Raw genomic sequence first — 23,240 nt, 5'->3', positions numbered from 1 at the left:
GACGGGTTATTTAATTTCTTATGCCTTTCTGCGGATTAGCGGGTTACCGACTATCCCCAGTGAATTTTCTCCTGCAAAGATAGCAATTTTTTTACAAAGTATATATGCTCCACAAACAATGGAATAATAAGATAATCTCCGTAAAGGACTATTTCTGTGTACTTTGCGTCTATTCTCTCCCGATCTTGCTTGATTCTTCGGTTGCATAATTCCAAGCTTCTGATAAACAAGAGGTTCAGAATGTTTATTGCCTGCATCAGCAGATCAGGTGAAACAACCTCCGGATGAATGCAAAAAGACTGATACACAAAATGCTTCCCTCTTCTTTCCCCGTGTGTGAAACATGAGGCCGACTATTTAGACGATATTTAAATTATTTGTTCTTTCTGCCGAAGAGAGAGAAGTGTACATAGCGTTTCGGATGTGTCTTGATATTGTTGAGGAGACTGTCTGCGGAACGTACCGTGGTGTTGAGGTTGTTGTACAGCGACGGGTCGTTCATCAGCAGTCCCATCGTCCCTTCATTGCTGTTTAATTTGGCTGTGAGCGTATTCAGATGCTCCAGAGTGGTGTTCACTTTGGTCATAGTTCCCTGTACGTCAATGCCGTTGACTTTTCCATTCAGTGTTTCAAGCATTCCTTTTGCCCCTCGGATGGCTCCACGTGCTTCGGTGATGCCGCCATTGGCATTCTTCATCATTCCGTTGGCATTGTCCATCACCCTGCCGGCATTGGCGGTCAGGAGCGGCAGCGAGCTGTTTGCCTGTGCCAGCAGCCGGTTCAGTTCATGGGTTGAGGTGGTCAGGTTGGAGGTGATCAGGTTCACGTTGTGCAGGGAGCCCTTTATCGCCGGGTCGGCCAGAAGCATGTTCACACTGGCGAGGATGCTGTCCAGTTTCGGCAGCATTTTCTGCAGCGGGGGGACCATGCTCTTCATGTCACCCAGTGTACCGTCGTTGATACGGCCGTCAATCACGCCGTTCTCGGCCAGCATCCTGCTGCTCTTGCCGAACACCAGCACGACTTTTACATTGCCCATGAGGTCGCTGACGATTTCTGCGGTGGTACCCTCCGGGATGTTCATGTCTTTGTCGATATCAACGCCGACGTTGACGGCATCCCCCGGTCGGGCATAGTTGTATTCGATGCTCTTGACCGCACCGACCTTGAATCCGTTGGCGTATACCGGCGTAGAGGTGGATAGCCCGGTAATGTCGCTGAATTTCATCTGGTAGCGTGTGTCAGTTGAAAAGAATGACAACCCTTTCAGAAACTGCATTCCGAAGAACAGTACAACAACAGCAAGTATTGCCACTAGGGCAATCTTTACCTGCGGGGTGAAAACTTTATTCATATTTGTCAATTTACTTTTTCTTTTTATTTTTCAGAAACTCGCCGATGGCCTGGTTGGTGTCTATGCGGTTGCCGTTCTTATATGCAATCACGAAAGCCTGTGGAAAGTCTTTCTTCAGCTTCTCGCGCAGCCGGGCCATTTCATTGTAATTCGTACTGTTGCCGATGGTATATTTGTACAGTCCTCCCTCCTGTATGCATTCAATGTCTGTGTGCCCGCGGAACTGTTCGCAGCCCGGCCTCATCTGCCGGTTGGTGGCGAACACCTGAACCTTGAATAGGGGAGCATCTTTCTGGACCTCGGCCGCAGCGCCCTTCTTCCGGGGCTGGCTGTCTTTCTTCTGTGCGGGCTTCTGTGTGCCTGCCGGGGCTGCCTTTCGCATCTGACGTGTGCCGCTGCCGGGAGCAACAGGATGGAGACTGCCGGGCGGAGGGGTGGGGATGGCGCGTCCGACACTGATCTTTTTGTTGTCAGCAGCACGGAAAGGCACTACGATATGCGTATCGTACATATTCTTGTACTTCACGAAGGCTTCATAGATTCCTCTTGCCATCGCATCGATTCCTTCCGGGGAGTTCAGGTATTCTTCTTCGTCCGCCGCAGTGATAAAGCCCAGCTCTATCAGGCAGCTCGGCATATAACTTTCTCTGAGGACGAGAAACCCAGCCTGGTGTACGCCTTTGTCGATGCGGCCGGCAGACGTACAGACAGAGTTCTGTATCAGCCGTGCCAGTTCGACGCTCTTCTCCATGTTCGCATTCTGCATGAACTCGAACATGATATAGCTTTCCGACGATTTCGGGTCGAAGCCCTGGTAAGTCTGCTGGTATCCTGCTTCCATCGAGATGACGGAGTTCTCGCGCATGGCAACGTCCAGGTTGTCCTTCGCACGGTGCATACCCAGTGTGTAAACCTGAAAGCCCTTGGCATAATGGCCTGGCACAACGGAATTGGTGTGGACGGAGATGAACAGGTCTGCCTTTGCCTTGTTGGCAATGTCAGCACGCTGGTGCAGCGGAATGAAGACATCACGTCTGCGGGTGTAGATTACATTCACGTCGGGCAGGTTCTGCTCGACATATCGGCCGAAGGCAAGGGCAACGTTCAGGTTGATGTCCTTCTCTTTCGAGAAAGCACCGAGGGCACCGGCATCATGTCCGCCGTGCCCGGCATCAATAACAAGTGTGAACCGTCCGTTCGCAGCCCATGATACAGTTGCGGACAAGATAAAGAAAACAAAGAAAACCGTTATTTTCTTAAGCATACTTAATTATTTAGGAAGCAAAGGTACGGCTTTTCCTCGGGAAACCAAGGCTCTGTTTGGCGGTTTTATCATTTATTAAGTAATCGGCAGAACGTACCGGATCCGGTAATTCAACGCATCTGGCAGAAGTGCAGTTCAACGCCTGCACCGTTGCAGTCGGCCCCCATCGGCGGATTGAGTTTCACGAGTTTCAGGTCGATGCTTTCAGTTTTCGGAAATCGGCGGAACAGTTCTCGGGCGATGGTGCCGGCTGCGGTCTCCAGCAGCTTTGCCGGCTTCTGCATTATCTCGCTGACAGCACCGAAAACCTCGGCATAGTTCAGCGTGTCGGCCACTTCGTCGCTCAGCATTGCGCCTGCGAAGGGATAACCCAGCCGCAGGTCGAGCACGTAATCGTTCCCCACCTGTCGCTCCTGTTCTCCTACGCCGATGTATGCGTGGAAGCGGAGACCTTGCAGGAGTATATAGCTTGTCATTAATTCCATCATGATCTTGGAGGCAGCGTTCCAGCTGGCTTTCTTTGTAAATGTTACTCTGTGAGTGATGTGTCCTTTCCGGCTTTTTGTCAGCCAAGAGCCCATTCGCCATGCCCCGGCCTCACGTTTGCTGCATTTTCCCAGACCGGGGCATATTCCCGACCAGTCGGGAACATCCTTCCCAACCGGTCGGGAATCCTGCTCCCGGCCCTTGGGGACATCCTTCCCGATCGGTTGGGGCATTCTGTTTATGTAGCGGGTCCGACTCTCAGCGTCCGCAGGCGGGCCGGCAACCGTTCACTCCGGCACTGAAGACAGAATGGACATATTCCTCTGAAGGTATGTCATGAATCCCCAATGTAGGAACACGGGAATTCCCGTCTGCCCGCAGCGTAGGTCGTCTGTCCCTGCTGGTTGCCAGTCATGGCCATTATGGGATGCCTCCGTCTTGTTTATCCACAGCGTGAAGCACCGCAGTTGGTACAGATCAGACAGCCCTCCTGGTAGACGAGCGTCTCCTGCCCGCAGACAGGACATTTCTGTCCGGAGGCCTTTGTACCGTCGGTGACATACTTCTTCAGGGCACGTTCAACGCCGTTCTTCCATGTGTTGATGCTCTCGCTCTTCAGCTGCAGCGAACCGACGAGCTTGATGACATGGTCAATCGGCATACGGTAGCGCAAGACACCCGATATGAGCTTCGCATAGTTCCAGTATTCCGGATTGAATTTCTCGGACAAACCCTCGACTGTCGTCTTATAGCCGCGTTTGTTCTCGAACTGGAAGTCGTAACGGTGACTCCCGTCCTCGGCTGTCTGCTTGATGATTTTCCCCTTGGTGACGCTCTTCGGCAGGGCAATGCCCTCCTCGTCGTCCTGCAGACCCGTGAAGATTTCGTAGGGATAGCCGTCCAGCAGACCGACGAATGCCACCCATTTCTCTTTGTTGTTCTGGAAGCGTACGACATCACAGTCGAGTTCTTTCGGACGTATCTCCGTCACCTGCGGACGCTCCATGATGTGCGTATGGTGCTCTTCGGCAGAGTTGAGGTCTTTTGCTTTTTCTTCATCGGCGGGTTTCTCCGGCTTCTTGTCTTTCTTGGAAACGGAGATCATCACGCCCGACCGGCTGCCGTCACGGTAGATGGTACATCCCTTGCAGCCGCTGCGCCAAGCCTCTACGTAGAGCTTGTTGACAAGTTCCTCATCCACCTGGTTCGGCAGGTTTACCGTCACGGAAATGGAATGGTCCACCCATTTCTGGACGGCTCCCTGCATACGCACTTTCATCAGCCAGTCTACATCGTTGGCTGTCGCTTTATAATAGGGTGAACGCTTCACCAGTCCGTCAATCTCCTCCTGCGTGTATCGTTTCCTGGTATCGATGCCGTTCACCTCCATCCACGTCAGGAACTTATGATGGTAGACAATGTATTCCTCGAAGGAGTCGCCCACCTCGTCCACGAAGTCGACGTGTACATCCGTGTCGTTGGGGTTCACCTTGCGGCGGCGTTTGTATACCGGCATGAAGACGGGTTCTATCCCCGAGGTTGTCTGCGTCATCAGCGAGGTGGTTCCTGTCGGTGCTATCGTCAGACAGGCAATGTTCCTGCGTCCGTACTTCTTCATGTCCTCATAGAGCCTGGCATCGGCTTCTTTCAGGCGATTGATGAACGAATTGTTCTCTTCGCGTTTTGCATCATAAATCCCGAAAGCTCCACGCTCCTGCGCCATCGTAACCGATGCGCGGTAGGCGTTCAGGGCCAGTGTGCGGTGGACGTTGACGGAGAAGTCCGTAGCCTCCTGCGTGCCGTAACGCAGCCCCATGGCTGCAATCATGTCGCCTTCGGCGGTGATTCCCACGCCGGTACGACGTCCTTTCCCGCTTTTCTCCCTGATTTTCTCCCAGAGGTGATACTCGGCATGCTTCACTTCTTCAGACTGCGGATCGTGTTTTATCTTTTCCATGATGAGGTCGATCTTCTCCATCTCAAGGTCGACAATATCGTCCATGATCCGCTGTGCCAGCTGTGCATGGCGACTGAACAGATCGAAGTCGAAGTGTGCGTGGTCAGTGAACGGATCAACGACATAGGAATAGAGGTTCAGCGAGAGCAGGCGGCAGCTGTCGTAAGGACAGAGCGGAATCTCGCCGCAGGGATTGGTGGAGACGGTCTGGAAGCCAAGGTCGGCATAACAGTCGGGGATGCTCTCGCGGAGGATGGTGTCCCAGAACAGCACGCCAGGTTCGGCACTTTTCCATGCGTTGTGTACGATTTTTCCCCACAATGTCTTGGCCGAAACGGTCTTCGACACCATCGGGGCACGGGCGTCAATGGGGAACTGCTGTACGAAAGGTCTGTCGGCAATGGCTGCCTGCATGAACTCGTCGGTGATTTTCACCGACACGTTGGCCCCTGTCACCTTGCCCTCTTCCATTTTCGCATCGATGAACGCCTCTGAATCCGGATGCTTGATGCTGACGGAGAGCATCAGTGCACCGCGCCGTCCGTCCTGTGCCACCTCACGGGTGCTGTTGGAGTAGCGTTCCATGAACGGGACAAGTCCTGTCGAGGTCAGGGCGGAGTTGTTGACCGGCGAACCTTTCGGACGGATCTGGCTCATGTCATGTCCTACGCCGCCGCGTCGTTTCATCAGCTGCACCTGCTCCTCGTCGATGCGCATGATGGCACCGTAGGAATCGGCATCGCCGTCCAGTCCGATGACGAAACAGTTGGACAGCGAGGCTACCTGATGATGGTTGCCGATACCTGTCATCGGACTGCCTGCCGGGATGATATAGCGGAAATGGTCCAGAAGGTCGAACACCTCCTGTGCGGCCAGCGGATTCTTATATTTATGCTCAATGCGGGCAATCTCGTCAGCGATTCGCCAATGCATCTGCTCGGGTGATTTCTCGTAGATATTCCCGAGGCTGTCCTTCATGGCATACTTGTTCACCCATACACGTGCTGCGAGTTCGTCGCCGCCGAAATAGGCAAGGGCCGTCTGGAAGGCTTCGTCAAATGAGTAGGTCTGATTGGTTTCCATCTTTGTCTTTTTAGAAATTTTCCGACTGCGAAGTTACGAATTGTTTTCCGAAATAGAAAACATTTGCTTAACTTTGTATCACTAAAACCATACGGAATGAAAACAATCAATTCAAGGAGAACAATAAGGAAGTACAGCCGGAAGGATGTCTCGGAGGGCCTTTTGAAAACGCTGTTGGAGCAGGCCGAGCATACTCCGACAATGGGCAATCTGCAGCTTTATTCAGTCGTCATCACGCGCAAGGCAGAGGGGAAGAGGAGGCTGGCTCCGGCCCATTTCAACCAGCCCATGGTGGAGAGCGCACCTGTCGTGCTTACTTTCTGTGCCGACTTCCGGCGCACGACATTATGGGCAGAGAACCGCAATGCCACGCCGGGATATGATAATTTCCTGTCGTTTCTCAATGCGGCCACTGATGCCCTGCTGTATTGCCAGACATTCTGTAACCTTGCCGAAGAAGAGGGGCTGGGCACCTGCTTCTTAGGGACAACCCTCTACAACTCCGGAGACATTGTCGAAGCCTTGCAGCTGCCACGGCTGGTGATGCCCGTTGCCACCATCACGCTCGGCTGGCCTGACGAGCATCCCGCCCGGCCGGACCGTCTTCCCATCGACGGCATCATCCACGACGAGACTTACGACGACTACACGCCAGCCCGCATCAATGCCTTTTACACGTTCAAGGAACAGTTGGAGGAGAACAGGCACTTCGTAGAGATCAACCACAAGGAAACGCTTGCACAGGTCTTCACCGACCTCCGTTATACGAAGCATGACAATGAGTCGATGTCGGCAGGTCTGTTGGAAGTGTTGAAGCAGCAGGGCTTTCTGTAGATGTTGATACGGAAAAGAGGGTATGTCAAATATGCTGGATTGAACATTTGACATTCCCTCTTCCTGTATTTGCAAGTGACAGTTGTATCGGTACGTTAAGTGACAGTTATATCGGTACGTTACCGCCTGTTCTTCTTTTTTCTTTGGCGATAGCCGTCATGTACGTCTCATGCGGGGGCCTGTTGTTGCTGTCAGTCTGCTGTCGCTGCCTCTCTCGTGCTCCAGCAGCCATATCTTCCTGTCCGTACCGCCGGCGTAGCCGCCCGTTTTTCCGTTGCTCCCCACGACCCTGTGGCAGGGAAGAATGACCATCAGCGGATTGTGGCGGTTGGCATTGCCCACTGCACGCGCTGCCCTCCTGCTTCCCATGCGCCTTGCCAGTTCAGCGTATGCTGCCGTCTCGCCGTATGGAATCTCTGCCAGGGTACGCCATACGAGCTGTTGGAAAGGAGTTCCGTTCAGCTGTATGGGAAGGTCAAACGTTTTTCTTGCACCGGAGAAGTATTCTTCCAGCTGTCGGCTGGCTTCTGTAAGCAGACGGCATTGGAGAGCCCTGTCTTCTGTCCAGTGTGCAGTCAATGCAGCATCCGTCGCATCTTCCCACAGACAATGGGTGAGCGTTTCCCGCTCCGCGGCGATCAGCAGACAGCCGATAGGCGATGTATAACGACGGAACAGCATGGCTATTCCTCTACGATTTCGGCATCCTCGATGTCGTCTGATTCCATCTTGCTGCCTGTCACGATTCCGGCTTCTTCGGCTTTCTCGAATGCTTTTCTCACGTGGTGCATACGGATGAGCAGGACAAGCTCGATGATGCCGTAGCACATCAGTGCCCATCCCATGACCTGCAGCGGGAGTGCTGCCGCCTCAATCGGCTTGCTGATCACGAGTATGGCAACGGCCAGGATGGCTGTCGGGAACAGCCAGTAGTAGGCCGGCACACGGGCGTATTGGCGCGAACGTGCAAGGTTCATGAACTGGTTGACAGCTCCGAGGATGAGCAGGGTGGCAAGAATATAGACCACCCATGTGATGAAGGTATGGGGCATGAGGGTAAGGATAATGCCCAGAACCATGCTGCCGATTCCGGTGAGAGGGTACGAGGGAGACTTTGCCGTATTGTCTCCGGCCTCTTCTTTTTCCGTCTTCCTGGCAATCCGTTCTCTCTCAATGTAGTAGACAAAACAGGATACCAGTCCGGAGAGAAAGAAGAGAATGCCGACGGTGATGGTCATCCACGTCATGGTTTCCTCCCGGTATTCTACCAGGAGAAAACCTGTCACTAATACGATGATAGCCCTTATGGCTGAAATCTGAAGTACTTTCATGGGTACAAAAATACAAAATAATCCCTGTTTCCAAGCTGTCAATCCTTGACTTTTTACTATTTTTGCATTCACAAATGACGATATTATGACTTTGTTGTATCTTGTAAGGCATGGTGAAACGGTGGACAACGCACATCACATCATGCAGGGGCAGACACCCGGACAGCTCAACGAGACGGGAATCAGGCAGGCGGAGGAAGTGGCAGAGAGGCTGAAAGCAGAACCCATTGACGTCTTTGTCGCAAGCGACCTGCGCCGCAGCATTCACACCTGCGAGTTGATTGCCCTGCCGCATGGGAAGCCTGTCGTGACAACACCTCTGCTGCGCGAGCGTGACTGGGGGGCGTTTACAGGGAAATATATCCCCGGCCTGTCCCATCTTAACGACCCGTCCCTCTGGCCTGACGACATCGAAAATCTGGAAGCCTTGAAGAAGCGGGCGGCAGATTTCCTTGCATGGATAAAAGCGGATTACCCCGACAAGAAAGTGCTTGCCGTGGGGCACGGTATCATCAACAAGGCTGTCCAGAGTGTTTACTACGGAAAGCCTATGAAAGAAATCAGGCCCATGGGCAATGCCGAGGTCAGGATTCTCGAGCTGTAAGGCCCTGCTGTCTCCGTGAATCCGGCTGCTTCAAAAGCGAAAAGGAACCTCACATCACGTGAAGCTCCTCTCCTTCATTTAAATAACTCTCTTTTTGTTACATCTCTAATCTGTTCTGAATGCAGTCCTGTGCATGGTCTTTCCGGCTGCATTACAATAATGGTCTTACTTGTTTTTTCTGTTGACTTTTAGTGCTTAGTATTTAAACCTTATTGACTGTTTTACGATTTTCTTTCTGTCGTCGAGGCCACGGCCTGCTTTATCTGTGTCCGCCGAATGTGCCGCCTCCGTTTGATACGTTTCCGCCGGCCGACCGGCTTCCACCGAAGGTTGCGGCTCCGCCGAAGCTGTGGCTGGGAGTGCCTGGCATACGGCCGGGATCGCTGAACGTGCGGCTGGGTTCATAATTTCTTGTGGCATTGCCGAAACTTCTGCTGCCGCCGAATCCGCTGCTGTAGTTCGGCCGCGTCACCGTTGTCCGGGTCGAGCTCTCACGGGGGGCATAATACTGGCTGCTGCGCGGGCCGTCGAAGTTGCTGCGTTGCTGGTTGCCGAAGCTGCGTGGCCGGTCGTTCTGGTAGGCGTTGCCGTTATAATAATAACCGTTCCCGTCCCCGTTGAAGTCGCCGTGCAGATAGCCGTCTCTCATGCCGTACGCCCGTCCGTAGCCTCTGCCGTAGAAGAGGTCTCTGCCGTTGTACCAGCTTCTGCCTCCGTTCATGCGCCAGCTGTGTGCGCCGCAGTAGGCATTGTAGAAGCCGGGACGGCCGAAGTAATAATAGTCGCGGCGTGGATAGCGGGCGTAGATGCCGAAGTGCCAGTAGCCGGCGTCCCACCTCAGCGGGCGGTAGAAGTAAGCGGCCTCGGCGTATGCACGGTACTGCCAGTCGTATAGAATATAGCTCAAGTCTATGTTGCGGTGCGACCAGTATGGCCCATAGAGGTCGTCTACCGTATTGACGCTCATGAGGTAGTCGAGGTTTATCTCGTAGGCAGCTTCATACTGCTCTTCTGTCAGATTCAGCTCATAGGCCATCTTGTCGGTCAGAAAGAGTGCCTGTGCTCGGGCCTGCTCATAACTCATTGCGCTGGTTGATGCGCTCAGCATGAGCGATGCGATGAGGGTTAGAACCATCTTTCTCATAATCGTTGTCTTTAACTGTTCTTGTTCGTACGCCGGAAAACTGTGCTTCTGGAAGCGTTTTCCTGACTTTCACGATGCAAAGGAACAAAGAAAAGAGGAGTTGGTAAAGGGATTTTCCCTACTTGTAGGAGGAAATCCCCTAAAGGTACATGGATGCTTCTTTCTTCATGGTTCATCTGACTTCGGGACGAGAGGGCAGGGGCAGGATCACCTTTATTCGGTGACTGTTATATATTATGGTATGTCAGCCGTTTTTTGTCCGATTGGGAAAGAGCCGTCTTCCCCCGTCCTCCTGATTCCGTATCAGTTTCTATCCGGTCCGATGTTGTGAAATATATTTACAACCATAAGCGGGCAGTTAAACCGGGTGATATGCGTGACTGCCTGGAGGCTTTCTTTCAATCATCAGGCAACCAGCGTGTTACGTGGTGGAGTTGGGAAAAGGCTTAGTTGCATTGCAATCAGGCCTTGTCAGGACTGCAACTAAGCCCCTTCTGCCCCTCAATCAGGCCTTGCTTGCAATGCTGATAAGCGTCTGTCCGGATTCCTTTGTGAAATATCCTGACAGAACGAAAAAACTACAGGGATGTCCAACCGGTATGCAACAGTTCGTTTCTAATATTGCAGGCCCGGGAAACGGCAGTCCGTCATGGTTTTTTCTTTGCAGTGCAGCAGTTCTGCAGGTTGCTGATGTTCCTCTGCATTGCCCGATGCAGAAAAACAGATTCTCCGGCGGCGTATCGTCATCGGTCCATCTGCTCTTTCCGAATGCACTTTGTTCCGTCTGGAAAAGGAGAAGATGTGCATGGCCGTATGCCTGCCGTGCCCTTTCGGGACGAATACAGCAGCCTGTCGAAGTACATACGCCATTAAATTACAACAAAGTCTGTCATAAACGAGAAAAAATAAGTAACTTTGCAGCATAATAACAAACAAGGAAATATGACTACGATAGAAAACAACACCAATGAAGAAAAGCGCAGCTTGAGCTTCGTGGAGCAGCTGGTAGAGGAAGACCTCGCAGAGGGTAAGAACGGAGGGCGCATCCAGACACGTTTCCCGCCGGAACCGAACGGCTATCTTCATATCGGCCATGCAAAGGCAATCTGCATGGACTTCGGTGTGGCTGAACATTATAAGGGTGTCTGCAACCTCCGCTTCGACGACACCAACCCCAGCAAGGAGAATACGGAGTATGTAGAGAACATTCTCCACGACATCAGCTGGCTCGGCTTCAAGTGGGGCAGCATCTATTATGCCAGCGACTACTTCGGGAAGCTGTGGGACTTCGCCGTGTGGATGATAAAGAAAGGCCTGGCCTACGTTGACGAGCAGACATCCGAAGAGATTGCGGCACAGAAGGGCACACCGACCACTCCCGGCACGGCATCACCTTATCGTGACCGTCCGGTGGAGGAGAACCTCGCACTCTTCAACAAGATGAACACTGCCGAGGCGGCAGAGGGAAGCATGGTGCTGCGTGCGAAGCTCGATATGGCCAATCCGAATATGCACTTCCGTGACCCGATCATGTACCGTATCATCCAGATTCCGCATCACCGCACGGGGACAAAGTGGCACTGCTATCCGATGTACGACTTCGCACACGGCCAGAGCGACTACTTCGAAGGTGTCACTCACTCTATCTGCACGCTGGAGTTCGTTCCCCACCGTCCGCTCTACGACAAGTTCGTCGACTTCCTGAAGGAATGCGACGGTACGGCAGACAACCTGCACGACAACCGTCCGCGGCAGATCGAGTTCAATCGTCTGAACCTCACCTATACGGTGATGTCGAAGCGCAAACTCCATACGCTCGTCGACGAACATCTTGTAAACGGCTGGGACGATCCTCGTATGCCGACACTCTGCGGTATGCGCCGCCGTGGCTATTCGCCGGAATCCATCCGCAACTTCATCGACTCCATCGGCTATACCAAGTTCGACGCACTCAACGACGTAGCATTGCTGGAGGCTTCCGTACGCGAGGACCTGAACCGGAAGGCGACACGTGTCAGTGCCGTCCTCGACCCCGTGAAGCTCGTCATCACCAACTATCCTGACGGTCAGACCGAGGAGATGGAGGCCGTCAACAATCCCGAGAATGCGACGGACGGTACGCATACCATCACCTTTTCGAAGAACCTGTGGATAGAACGTGCCGACTTCATGGAGGATGCCCCCAGGAAGTTCTTCCGTATGACTCCGGGCAAGGAAGTGAGGCTGAAGAATGCCTACATAGTGAAATGTACCGGCTGTACGAAGGATGCTGAAGGAAACATCACGGAGATTCAGGCGGAATATGACGCCGACAGCAAGAGCGGTATGCCCGGAGCCGACCGCAAGGTCAAGGGTACGCTCCACTGGGTAAGTGCCGATCATTGTCTGAAGGCGGAGGTGCGTGAGTACGACCGTCTGTTCAGCATTGAGAACCCGTCGGCCGACGAGCGCGACTTCCGTGAGCTGCTCAATCCGGAGAGCCTGACGGTGCGTACGGACTGTTACGTCGAGCGGTATCTCGCAGAGAAGAAGCCCGGCGACTATCTCCAGTTCCAGCGCACCGGTTACTTCATGCTCGACCCGGATACGACGGACGGTCACCTTGTCTTCAACAAGACCGTCGGTCTGAAGGATACATGGGCGAAGAAAGCCAAAGCATAACAATAAGTTGATTTGGACATATACTATCACAGCGACAGATTCAGGCAGCTGCTCCGCAGGTACGAGGCACTGCAGCATGGCGACATCGGAGAACTCCCCGACCCCGAGGAGCTGACTGATGTTGCCGAGTATTACCATACTGTCGGCGAGGACGGCAAGGCCATGGAGGCGGCCGACTATGCTGTCCGGATGTATCCTACCGCTACGGCTCCGGTTGCTTTCAAGTCGCGTATGGCGCTACTCACCGACGACAATCCGCAGCTCGCCGGTGAAATTGCGGAGACGATAGTCGACAAGAGTGACCTGGACTATCTTTATCTGAAGGCCGAAATCATGGTCGCCGGGGGGGATGCCGCTGCTGCCGACCGCTTCCTCCAGGCCCATTATGACGAGACGGTAGACCCAGACGACCTTGAGGACTATATCCTTGACGTTGCCGCACTGTTCTCCGATTATGAGGAGACGGACTACGCCGAGAAATGGCTGAAGCGTTCGACGATGACAGACGACAGGGACTACAAGGAACTTCATGCACACATCCTCAGAAACCACGGCCGATACGAAGAGAGCGAGGCCATCCTCAATGACCTGCTGGATACCGACCCTTACTCCGGTCCTTATTGGAACCAGCTGGCGCAGAACCAGTTTCTGAGGGATGACATCCAGGATTCCATCACCTCGAGCGAGTATTCCATTGCCATCAACCCTGACGATGAAGAGGCTGTCCTCAACAAGGCAAACGGTCTCTTCACGCTTGGGAACTATGAAGAGTCGCTGAAGTTTTACGAGCGGTACAAACAGCTGTGCCCTCATCAGGACACCAGCATCATAGATGTTACCATCGGACATATCCGACTCATGCAGGGGCAGGCCGTCGAGGCGCAGCGGTGTTACCGGCAGGCGCTGTCAGAGTCGAAGAACAAGCCTTTGACGCTCGTCCACATCGGTATTTCTGCTTTCGACAACGGCTATGTGGAGTATGCTTACCGTATCTTCATCAACCTGCTGCCCGAAACGGATGACGAATGGGACATCGGCTTCGCCTATCTCGCACGCTGCTGCTACGAACTGAAGAAGGAAAAAGAATACAAGCTGTTTCTGCGGAAAGCTGTCGAAAGGAACCCGGAGGAGTGTGTCGAGGTGCTGTCCGACCTTTTTCCGGAGGGTACAAGTCCGCAGGACTACCTTACTGCCGGCTTCCGGGGACAGGACGAATAAGAACAGAACAAATATTCATTAATAAAATCATCACAATGAACTTTATCACAGCCATGCTCTCACAGCTTGATTATGGCACTATTTTTCTTCTGATGCTCCTCGAAAGTACCGTCTTTCCCGTACCGTCAGAGCTGGTTGTCACTCCGGCTGCTTACCATGCCGCCGGCGGAAACCTCAATATGTGGCTGGTCATCCTCTTCGCTACGCTGGGAGCAGACTGCGGTGCGACAATAAATTATCTTGCAGGCTGGTATCTCGGCCGTCCCGTCATCTACCGGTTCGCCAACAGCAGGTGGGGACACGCCTGTCTGCTGAACCAGGAGAAAGTGGAGAAGAGTGAGCGGTACTTTGACAGGCATGGCATGGTGGCAACCATCACGGGACGGCTTCTGCCCGGCATCCGCCATCTTATTTCCATTCCTGCCGGTCTGTCAAAGATGAGCTACTGGAGGTTTCTGTTCTACACTACTCTGGGTGCCGGGGCATGGCACAGCATCCTTGCGCTTCTCGGGCATTATATGCACGCTTTTGTCCCGGAAGAGCAGCTTCATGACAGGATACTGGAGTATGGAGAGTACATCAAGGTCGGGTTGATTCTTTTGGTTGTCATGGTCTGTGCCTATTTCATAGTGAAGTGGTATGTCAAACGAAAGAGAAACGGCAACTGACAGGCATGAGGCAGTTATGCAGATGTTCAATTTAAATAAATCCTTGTTATGATTGCAAACGAGAAATACATCGAAGAGATTGCAGGCGGACAGCCCCTTTCCGACGTGGAGGAGCGTACGTTGGCTGAAAGAATAAAGGTAGGCGATGCTCATGCCTTGGAGAAACTGACCAAGGCCAATCTGAAATACGTTGTCTCACTGGCGCATCAGTACCGCAATCGCGGGCTGGGAGAGGATGATCTCATCAGCGAGGGGAACATCGGTATGATGCACGCTGCACAGCGGTTTGATGGGACAAGGGGTGTACGTTTCGTCGTTTTCGCCGCACCCTATATCCGCAAGGCCATGGAGGAAGCCATAAAAGAACAGGCGGCTCTCTACAGGCTGCCGCGCAATGAGAAAAACCGGTCTGAGCAGAAACGATCGCACGCCATCTCTATCGACCAGCCTGTACCTGTCGGCAGCAGCAATAATTTCACACTTCAGAATGTGCTGGAAAACGACAATGCGCCGCATGCCGACGAGCAGCTCAATCAGGAGATTCTCAGTGCGGAAATTCAAAAGGGACTGGGTGTCCTGAATGAGCGTGAGCGGCAGGTCATCGCCTGTCTCTACGGCCTTTCCGGTATACATTATACTATGGCGGAGGCAGCGGAACACATGGGACTGAAACGGGAACGTGTCCGTCAGATCCGTGACGGGGCGTTGCGCAAGCTCCACAAGCGGATGAAATAGGCGGAATGGCAATTCCGTTTCAGCCTGTCTCTTCGCTGTCAGGAAAGAAGTCGCAGGCGTGTTGTATTGTGTCATTTGACGTATCGGGCTGCCAGTGTGTGTGGCTGCTCTTCCCTGTCTGGTGGCATTCATACGGCCTTTTTCCTTTTTCTGTTTTCACTTTCCTCTTTTTTCTGCCTTTTATTCCGATTTTTTTGTGTTACTTTGCAGTCTGGTTATTTGAGTTTACTAACGTTTTAACCCTGCCGAATAAGATAAGTTCTTCTTGCAAAAGCCGCCGATGACCAATGTGATAAATATGAGAAGGAGCTTGAAGTGGCTGGTCGCCGCCGTGGCAACACCGGTCATTCTGTTTCTGATACTTGTTGGGCTGCTTTACTGTCCCCCGGTACAGAACTGGGCGGTAAAGCAGGTTGCTGCGTATGTGTCAGCACATACGGGAATGGAGGTGAGCCTTGATCATGTCAGTCTGTCCTATCCTCTGGATCTCCAGCTGGATGGACTGAGAATACTGCGGCAGAACGATTCCATCCCGAACAGGAAAGATACGGTGGCCGATGTGCGTCGTCTGGTGGCCAGCGTCGACCTGCTGCCGCTGCTGGAGAGCAGGGTTGAAGTGAACGAGCTGACTTTCACGGGACTGAAGGCAAATACAGTCAACTTCATCGGTGACCTCCGTATTCGTGGGGACTTACAGCGACTGCACATCGTGAGCCATGCCGTCAATCTCATCGGCGACTCTGTCCGTGTGAACAAGGCGGATGTCGAGGGCGGATGGATAGATGTCGCTCTGGGCGATACAGTGCCTGAAGATCCGAACAGACAGAAGCCCTTGTGGCGTGTCAACATAGACCGGCTCAACCTTTCCAAGACCGCTTTCAGTCTTCATCTTCCGGGCGATACGATGAGTGTCCATGCCCGTTTCACGAAGGCCGTAGCGAAGGGTACTGAGCTTCTGCTGCATGACAATATATATAAGGTGGCAGATCTGGACTGGCAAGGAGGTACGTTCAGCTATGACCAGAATTATGTCCGCCGTGTACGTCAGGGCTTTGATGCGGCTCACATGGCGATGCGTGACGTGAACATCGGCATAGACTCTTTTCTCTATGCGGCTCCGAAGCTGTCTCTGCGTGTGCGGACAGCCAACTTCAGGGAACGGAGCGGACTGGTGCTGAACGATTTTCGGGGGGCTTTCGCTATGGATTCCACACACATCCGCCTGCCCGGTCTCCGTCTTCAGATGCCTGGAACGGAACTTGCCGGGTGTTTCGAAATGGACATGAATGCTTTTGCCGATGACCATCCCGGGCAGCTCTCTGCACGGATGGACGGCTATCTGAGTCTTGCAGACCTCCGTCCTTTCCTCACGTCTATACCCGGGAATATCCGCCGGGCTCTCCCCACTGGGCGTGTCACGGTGCAGGGGCAGCTGGAAGGCAATCTCCGTTCGGTCTCATTCCGCCAGCTCCATCTGTCTCTGCCCGGCTGTTTTGACCTTACAGGGACAGGCTGGGTGGCCGATATGATGAGAGGATCAGGCCATTTACGCAGTGATCTGCATCTGAAGGGGACGGTCGGAAATATAGACTTCATTAACAGTCTTCTGCCGAAAGCCGTGCGCAGGATGGTTTCCATTCCGCATGGGATAGGACTGGATGGAACAGTCCACGTGCGCAGGACGCTATATACAGGCAGGATGCGGCTGACCCAGGGGGGCGGGCGGATCTGGATGGACGGTGCCTGCAATACGGCGACCGGCCTTTACCGGCTGACGGCCGATGCGTCCGCATTCCCGCTCCAGCATTTCCTTCCGCATATGGGACTTTCGCCTTTCTCCGGCTTTGTGAGGACACAAGGACACGGCACTGATTTCATGAATCCGAGGTCATCGGTGAATCTAAGCCTGCGTATCCAACGTTTTAAATATGGGAAGTATGTACTTGACGGACTGAACGGGGATGTCTCGAAACACGGCGAGCAGCTGTCGGCACACATAAAGAGCACGAACAGGATGCTGGGCGGTGACTTCTCCTATAGGGGGCGGATGAATGCGAAGTCGGTCAACGGACACGTGCGTGGCTGGCTGCGTCGAGTGGACCTGCACGCACTGGGAATGATGAAAGAGAGATATGTCGTTTCGACCTGGGCTGACGTTGATGTGCGTTCGGATATGGCGGCCAATCACCATGTCATGGGTCCCCTCCGTTCGTTCCGTTTCTTGCAGGAAGGCAGGAAGAAGAGCCGTCTTCTGGCTGCCGGGAACTTTGATGTAAGGGCGGATGTACGTCCGGCAGGGCTTGACGCCCATGTGAAGGGAAGGCTGGCGACAGCGGATCTGCAGGCTCTGGGACTAATCGGGAAACATTATGTGACGTCGGCCGATGCTGACCTGTCCCTGCGTTCTGACATGAAGCATTACTATGCAGTAAACGGTTACGTAGGAAAAGTTATGCTGAATGAGCTGCGTAAAGGCGGATATGTGCCGTTGGCAGAAGGCAGCTTCCATGTTGACGCTGCAATGCGGGGCGGAAAGATAGATGGTGCGGTCAAGGGTGTATTCCCTCGGATAGACCTCTATCAGCTGGGAGTTGTGGACAGACCGCTGTCAAGCAGCTTTGCCGTTAATGCGTCATTTGCCATGTCGGGCAAGGATGACCTGCGTGTCCGCGGTCTGATCGGCGACCTCCATGTCTCCGACCAGCACCACACTTATGTCCCGGGCGACGTGAATGTAGACCTCATGAGTCGCCGCGACACGGTACATGCCGTAGTCGATGGCGGTGACTTCCAGCTCAGTACGGCATTCAACAGCAGTGTGCATCAGCTGGCTGAGGCGGGGCAGAGAATCTACAAAAGCCTTCTCGGACAGATTGCCAGCCGGCGTATAGATCAGTCAGCGATACTCCGACAGCTGCCCACAGGGCATTTTACGCTTCGCAGTGGTCCTAACAATCTCTTCAGCAGTCTGCTTGCACAGGATGGTTATGCCTTCAGGCAGGCCGATGTTGACCTGACTTCTTCTCCGGCAAAGGGAATCGACGGGAGGATAGATGTCGACTCGCTCGTATATAACGAAATACATCTCGACAGCATCAGAGCGGTTCTCACCAGCGTGGGCGGACAGATTAATTATTCCGTGGCAGTGAACAACAGCCCGGAGAACACCTATCCTTATCACGGCTATCTGCGTGGCGTGCTGTACGAACATGGCTTGCAGACCCATGCTACCATCCTTGACAACAAAGGGAAGACCGGACTTGATCTGGCTTTGCAGGCTGCGATGAAGGGTCGTGGCATACAGCTGTCGATTACCTCTCCACAGTCGGTTCTGGGCTACAAGTCGTTTTCTGTCAACGATTCCAACTATATCTATATCGGACGTGACCGCCGTCTGTCGGCCAACCTGCGTCTTCAGGCGGCTGACGGAGCAGGCCTGCTCGTCTCGACAGAGGATGCTGACAGCACTTCGTTGCAGAATGTTACGGTCTCCATGAACCACTTTGAACTGGGCAAGCTGTTCACGGTATTGCCTTTCGCACCGAATATTTCGGGCGTGCTCGACGGCGACTACCACATTGTCCAGACAGCCAGCGACCTTACAGTGTCGACCGATATGACAGTCAAGAAGCTCGTCTATGAGAACTGTCCGATGGGAGATGTCGGTACACAGTTCGTCTATATGCCTAAGGATGGCGGTTCACATTATGTCGATGGAATCATAACGCAGAATGGAAAGGAGGTCGGTATTCTCTCGGGAACCTACCACAGCGAAGGAGCAGGGTCGTTGGATGCAACGCTGGAGATGGACCGCTTCCCGCTGAATTACGTGAACGGATTTGTTCCCGACCAGCTTGTCGGGCTTGAGGGAGTAGGAGAAGGGACGCTGTCGGTGAAAGGACCGCTGAAGAAACTGGACATCAACGGTGAAGTCTATCTTGACTCTTCTTATCTGGTAAGTGTTCCTTATGGGATAAAGATGCGTTTTGCCGACGACCCTGTCCTGATACGCAACAGCCACATAGAGTTTGAGAACTTCGAACTCTTTGCCAGCAACGGCTCTCCTCTCGACATCTCGGGCTATCTTGACTTTTCCAATCTCGACAGGATGAGGCTTGATGCCCGTATGCAAGCCAAGAACTTCCAGATCATCAATGCGAAGAAGAATCCGCGTTCGGAGGTGTACGGCAAGGCTTTCGTCGACTTCATGGGACGGATCAGCGGACCGCTGGACAACTTGCAGATGGGCGGCAAGCTCGATGTGCTGGGTAACACGGATATGACGTATGTCGTACGTGACGGAACACTGGCCACAGATACCGAACTGAAAGACCTTGTACAGTTCACCGATTTCACCGACTCTACGGTGGATGTCGTCAAGCGGCCGGATATTACGGGCTTCACGATGGGGCTTGCCGTAGACATCGACGAGCAGGCGCATGTGCTCTGTGCGCTGAACGCCGACCAGTCTAACTACATCGACTTCATTGGAGGCGGTAACCTGCAGCTCAACTACGACCCCACGAACGGGGTGCAGGTCCGTGGCCGGTACACGTTGAGCGAGGGCAAGATGAAGTACTCCCTGCCGGTCATTCCATTGCGTACGTTCAATATCCAGGACGGAAGCTACGTTGAATTCACAGGCGATCCGATGCGTCCGACGCTGAACATTACGGCGACGGAAGATGTCAGGACCAGTGTCTCCAATGGTACCGGGGAAGGAAGAATAGTGGACTTCAAGTGCGGCGTGAGCCTTACCCGGCAGTTCCCCAAGCCCGGAGTCGAGTTCATTATCTCTGCTCCTGAGGATCAGGAGATGCAGAACACATTGAACACGAAGAGTGTGGAAGAACGCTCGAAACTTGCCGTTACGATGCTGGCATCGGGTATGTATTTCGACGGAGAGAACTCGGCAAGTGCCAACACGGCGATGAGCGGTGCTCTGGCAGGCTTCCTTCAGACACAGGTGAATGCTATTACAGGCCGTGCGCTCAACTCCATGGGACTGGACCTTACGGCCAACATGGAAAGTGCTGCTGATGTCAACGGCAACCTGCACACTGACTATACCTTCAAGTTCTCCAAGCGGTTGTGGAACAACCGTCTGCGCATTGTGATGGGAGGACGTGTCGCAACCGGATCGCAGTTCTCTGAAGAGAACGGAGCCTACTTCGATAATCTCTCGCTCGAATACCGCCTGAACCAGAAGGAGACGAAGTACCTCAAGCTCTACTATGAGCGTGAGGCCTACGACTGGCTGGAGGGCAGCCTGAGCGAATTCGGCGCCGGTTTCATGTGGAGGCGTAAGCTGCGCCATTTCAGGGACATCTTCCGCTTCAAGGAGGATGAGCCTGTCATCCTGCCGCCGGCAGAGACTCCGCACCGTGACAGCTTAATTAATTTTGTCAATGAGAAGAAAAAATAACCACAGGTGGCTCAATGTGGTAAGCTACATAAGCCCCATAGGGCTGTTAGGGCTGGTTGTCTTGATGAACCTGACCGGCTGCAGCACTACCTCCGCCATTCCCGACGGCGAGCAGCTGTACACTGGCATGGAGTCGACAAGATACAGCAACTACCAGCGTAACAAGCATTTCATTGCCGTACAGGAAGAGCTTGACGTGATCCTGGCAACCATGCCCAATGCTGCCTTGCTGGGCAGCCCGCATATACGGTCGCCTTTCCCTGTAGGCCTCTGGGTGTGGAATGCCTTTTCTCAGGATACCACCCGTTTCAGTCGCTGGATGGTAAAAGCGTTCGGCTCGGCACCGGTACTAATGAGTTCCACTACGCCCGACCTGCGTGTCACCGTAGGCGAGAATCTGTTGAAGAAGCGTGGTTATTTTGACGGAAAGATAAGCTACGAGCGTATAGCACAGCGCAATCCGAAGAAGGCACGCCTTCGCTATGCAGTAGACATGGGACATCTGTGGACGCTTGACACCGTGCGTTACACCAATTTCACACCGGCGGCCGACAGTCTGATAACGGCCCACCTCGACGAGGCGGTCATCCACAAGGGAGATGCCTTCGATGTATCGACACTCGAACAGGAGCGTAAACGGATCACGGAACTGTTCCGTAGCAACGGTTACTACTATTATCAGAACAGCGATGCCAGTTATCTTGCAGATACGACCCTTGTCCATGGCGAGGCTGCCGTTCGTCTGCAGATGGCCGATTCTGTGAATCCGCGTGCTCTGCGGACGTGGACAATCGGGACGGTTACCATCAATCTGCAGCGTGAGTTTATGGAGAAGCTGGAGAAGGAGCGGCGTTTCCGCGATGTCATTGTGAACTACAACGGGTCGCATATGCCGCTCCGTATGCGTACCATAGCCAACGACCTGAAGATGTGGCCCGGCACGTTGTACAATCATGAACTGCATGAGCAGAGCCAGCGGCAGCTGGCTGCCGGTGGGATCTTTACTTCCACGAGTTTCACCTTCACTCCCCGTGACACTACGGACACGTGTCGTGTGCTCGACATGAAGGTAGACTGCCTGTTCGGCAAGCCTTACGACTTCTATGTAGAGGCGTATGGAAAAGGAAAGACAAGCGGCAGATACGGTCCCGAGGGCATTATCGGTTTTACCAAGCGCAATGCCTTCCGTGGCGGGGAAAGGCTGAATCTGCGTGTACACGGTGCCTACGAATGGTCGTCGAACAGTGATGACGACGGACGCAGCCGTCTGGGAATCAATAACTATGAGTACGGTGTCGAGGCGAACCTGCAGATTCCACGCCTTGTCAATCCTTTCGTTGCGCCTCCCCGTAAACGCTGGATGAAGATACAGAGAAAGGTAGAAGAGGCTGCGGAGAAAGGGCTGGCATACAAGCCGAAACCGCCCCGTACCTATTATACTACGCCTTCCACAACGTTGAAAGCCTCTGTCGACGTGCTGAACCGTGCCAAATACTTCAAGCGGCATGTGGTGTCTGGAGAACTGACCTACCAGTGGCAGCCCAACGAACGAAACAGTTACTCGTTCTCGCCGCTTTCACTGACGTATGAATACATGCACAAAGTGACCGACCGTTATCTGGAACTCATTGACAGCGTGCCGTATCTGGAGGTGTCGATGGCGGACCAGTTCATCCCGAAGATGCTGTTCCAGTACACTTTCATGAGTCCTGCCCGCTATCGTAATCCCGTGAAGATATGGACTACTGTGAGTGAAGCGTCAAATGTGCTGTCGGCTGCTTATACCCTGTCGGGCCGTCATTGGAGCGAGAAGAACAAGCAGCTCTTCAAGAATCCTTTCGCACAGTTTCTCAAGGTAGAGGCTAATCTTACCAAGATATGGACAGTGGCGGAGAAGAGCAGTGTTGCCGCCCACGTCAATGCAGGAGCTCTCTGGGCATATGGGAACAGCCGTTTCGCTCCATACACCGAGCAGTTCTATGTGGGCGGAGCCAACAGCATCCGTGCCTTCAACGCACGGCAGATCGGTCCGGGACGTTACCGGTCTACCCAGCGCCGCCGCTCGTATGTAGAACAGACAGGCGACATCAAGTTTCAGATGAACCTTGAATATCGTCCCCGGCTGATGGGTTCGCTCTATGGAGCGGTCTTCCTCGATGCCGGCAATGTCTGGACGATGCACTATGACGAAGGCCGCCCCGGGGGCTACTTCAAGATGAAGAACCTGTTTAAGGAGATGGCACTCGGCACCGGTGTGGGCCTCCGCTACGATCTTGGTTACTTCATGCTCCGTGTCGACTGGGGTATCGGTCTGCACGTGCCGTATGACACAGGTAAGAACGGCTTTTACAATATATCCAGTTTCAAGGACGCACAGGCGTTCCATCTGGCTATTGGCCTTCCCTTCTGATATTCCCTTTATGATTTCGCATTGTCACTGACCGGATGCAGCAGTGTAAAGCTATCAGCAGGACGT

General features: G+C 53.5%; 15 protein-coding genes. 8 read left to right on the top strand and 7 right to left on the bottom strand.

Features of this window, described 5'->3' with window-relative positions:
• Positions 1-373: 373 nt before the first annotated feature.
• From DYH27_RS13220 to DYH27_RS13205, 4 genes are all read right to left on the bottom strand, one after another.
• Positions 374-1,354, bottom strand: a complete 981-nt coding sequence (locus tag DYH27_RS13220) for an MlaD family protein (RefSeq protein ID WP_025067289.1) — start codon at positions 1,352-1,354, stop codon at positions 374-376.
• A gap of 10 nt (positions 1,355-1,364) precedes the next feature.
• Complete coding sequence (locus DYH27_RS13215) at positions 1,365-2,618, bottom strand: N-acetylmuramoyl-L-alanine amidase family protein (RefSeq protein WP_025067288.1); 1,254 nt, start codon at positions 2,616-2,618, stop codon at positions 1,365-1,367.
• 110 nt (positions 2,619-2,728) lie between these two features.
• Positions 2,729-3,103, bottom strand: a complete 375-nt coding sequence (folB, locus tag DYH27_RS13210) for a dihydroneopterin aldolase (protein WP_025067287.1) — start codon at positions 3,101-3,103, stop codon at positions 2,729-2,731.
• Positions 3,104-3,546: 443 nt separating this feature from the next.
• On the bottom strand, positions 3,547-6,144 hold the full coding sequence (locus DYH27_RS13205; protein ID WP_025067286.1) for an adenosylcobalamin-dependent ribonucleoside-diphosphate reductase: 2,598 nt from the start codon (positions 6,142-6,144) through the stop codon (positions 3,547-3,549).
• 96 nt (positions 6,145-6,240) lie between these two features.
• Between DYH27_RS13205 and DYH27_RS13200 the strand changes: the two genes are divergently transcribed.
• The gene (locus tag DYH27_RS13200) at positions 6,241-6,978 is read left to right on the top strand and encodes a nitroreductase family protein (protein WP_025067285.1); all 738 of its coding nucleotides are present in this window, start codon (positions 6,241-6,243) and stop codon (positions 6,976-6,978) included.
• A gap of 156 nt (positions 6,979-7,134) precedes the next feature.
• Here DYH27_RS13200 and DYH27_RS13195 read toward each other — a convergent pair whose 3' ends face one another.
• Entirely contained in the window at positions 7,135-7,659 is a 525-nt protein-coding gene (locus tag DYH27_RS13195; protein WP_029216379.1) for a methylated-DNA--[protein]-cysteine S-methyltransferase, read from the bottom strand.
• Positions 7,660-7,661: 2 nt separating this feature from the next.
• Entirely contained in the window at positions 7,662-8,309 is a 648-nt protein-coding gene (locus DYH27_RS13190; RefSeq protein WP_025067284.1) for an HdeD family acid-resistance protein, read from the bottom strand.
• 85 nt (positions 8,310-8,394) lie between these two features.
• Here DYH27_RS13190 and DYH27_RS13185 point away from each other — a divergent pair, with 85 nt between their 5' ends.
• On the top strand, positions 8,395-8,913 hold the full coding sequence (locus DYH27_RS13185) for a histidine phosphatase family protein (protein WP_025067283.1): 519 nt from the start codon (positions 8,395-8,397) through the stop codon (positions 8,911-8,913).
• 259 nt (positions 8,914-9,172) lie between these two features.
• Here DYH27_RS13185 and DYH27_RS13180 read toward each other — a convergent pair whose 3' ends face one another.
• Complete coding sequence (locus DYH27_RS13180) at positions 9,173-10,057, bottom strand: hypothetical protein (protein WP_029216380.1); 885 nt, start codon at positions 10,055-10,057, stop codon at positions 9,173-9,175.
• Positions 10,058-10,999: 942 nt separating this feature from the next.
• On the opposite strand from DYH27_RS13180, the gene DYH27_RS13170 reads away from it, so the two are divergent.
• The 6 genes from DYH27_RS13170 to tamL all read left to right on the top strand — a co-directional run bounded on the left by DYH27_RS13170 (position 11,000) and on the right by tamL (position 23,174).
• Positions 11,000-12,718, top strand: a complete 1,719-nt coding sequence (locus DYH27_RS13170; RefSeq protein ID WP_025067281.1) for a glutamine--tRNA ligase/YqeY domain fusion protein — start codon at positions 11,000-11,002, stop codon at positions 12,716-12,718.
• Positions 12,719-12,730: 12 nt separating this feature from the next.
• Positions 12,731-13,936, top strand: a complete 1,206-nt coding sequence (locus DYH27_RS13165; protein WP_025067280.1) for a tetratricopeptide repeat protein — start codon at positions 12,731-12,733, stop codon at positions 13,934-13,936.
• 35 nt (positions 13,937-13,971) lie between these two features.
• Positions 13,972-14,604, top strand: a complete 633-nt coding sequence (locus DYH27_RS13160) for a DedA family protein (RefSeq protein ID WP_025067279.1) — start codon at positions 13,972-13,974, stop codon at positions 14,602-14,604.
• 48 nt (positions 14,605-14,652) lie between these two features.
• Positions 14,653-15,339 carry a sigma-70 family RNA polymerase sigma factor gene (locus tag DYH27_RS13155; RefSeq protein ID WP_025067278.1) on the top strand — a complete coding sequence of 229 codons (687 nt, stop codon included), beginning with the start codon at positions 14,653-14,655 and terminating at the stop codon, positions 15,337-15,339.
• Between the two features lie 280 nt (positions 15,340-15,619).
• Positions 15,620-20,764, top strand: coding sequence for a translocation/assembly module TamB domain-containing protein (locus DYH27_RS13150; protein ID WP_029754953.1), 5,145 nt, complete (start codon positions 15,620-15,622; stop codon positions 20,762-20,764).
• The gene (gene tamL / locus DYH27_RS13145; RefSeq protein ID WP_025067276.1) at positions 20,748-23,174 is read left to right on the top strand and encodes a translocation and assembly module lipoprotein TamL; all 2,427 of its coding nucleotides are present in this window, start codon (positions 20,748-20,750) and stop codon (positions 23,172-23,174) included. Before DYH27_RS13150 ends, tamL begins: the two co-directional genes overlap by 17 nt.
• Positions 23,175-23,240 lie beyond the last annotated feature (66 nt).

It is taken from the genome of Prevotella denticola (assembly GCF_900454835.1).
GTDB classification, from domain to species: Bacteria; Bacteroidota; Bacteroidia; order Bacteroidales; family Bacteroidaceae; genus Prevotella; species Prevotella denticola.
Note: the sequence above shows the minus strand (reverse complement) of the source record. Positions and strands in the feature narration are given on the sequence as shown.